This window comes from Neisseria sp. P0009.S008 (genome assembly GCF_051958615.1).
GTDB lineage: Bacteria > Pseudomonadota > Gammaproteobacteria > Burkholderiales > Neisseriaceae > Neisseria > Neisseria subflava.
In genome coordinates this window covers 1-510 of sequence record NZ_JBQCVG010000032.1, presented here as the reverse complement: position 1 = coordinate 510, position 510 = coordinate 1, and the positions used below count along the sequence as shown (strand labels likewise).

1 protein-coding gene and 1 pseudogene are annotated in these 510 nt (G+C 42.7%); one reads left to right on the top strand and one right to left on the bottom strand.

Annotation, left to right across the window (positions count from 1 at the left end; all coding sequences use genetic code 11):
- A pseudogene (locus ACTHSQ_RS11120) lies at window positions 1–66 on the top strand (integrase core domain-containing protein); the annotation flags it as partial.
- Window positions 67–292: 226 nt separating this feature from the next.
- Here the strand turns inward: ACTHSQ_RS11120 and ACTHSQ_RS11115 are convergent.
- On the bottom strand, window positions 293–510 hold a 218-nt coding region (locus ACTHSQ_RS11115), incomplete at its 5' end, for a hypothetical protein (RefSeq protein ID WP_440372002.1).

Sequence of the window (510 nt, the reverse complement as noted above, 5' to 3'; positions counted from 1 at the left end):
CGCAGTTTGAACGGCGATACGCCGTTTGAGGTCTTGCAGGCTTATTTTTCTCAACCTGTGGTGTAAACAACGCAACGCTTTCCTACATTTGAATCAGCGTTAAACAATAAAAAACCGCCTGTTCATGACAAACAGGCGGAAACTGAAAAACAGTTTTTTGTTTTCAGCCGTTTAATTGACTAAAAGCAGGAACAGGGTTAAGATAATCTTAACGACTGTTCGCAGTCTCAGCCATGAACGACCCGTGCGAGTGGTATGTTTCATGATTGAAACTCTCCTTTCTAGGAAGGTTTCAGCACAAAGCCCCACTGCAATGGGGCTTTTTTGCTACCAGCCCCACAATAATTATACCCAAACTTCCTAAAATTATTCCAAACAAATTTCTACTAAAAAGGCCGTCTGAAACCCCAATTTTTTGGGTTTCAGACGGCCTGACACCTTTGCAAAATCCCCCCAAATCCCCTAAATTCCCACCAAGACATTTAGGGGATTTTCCATGAGCACCTTCTT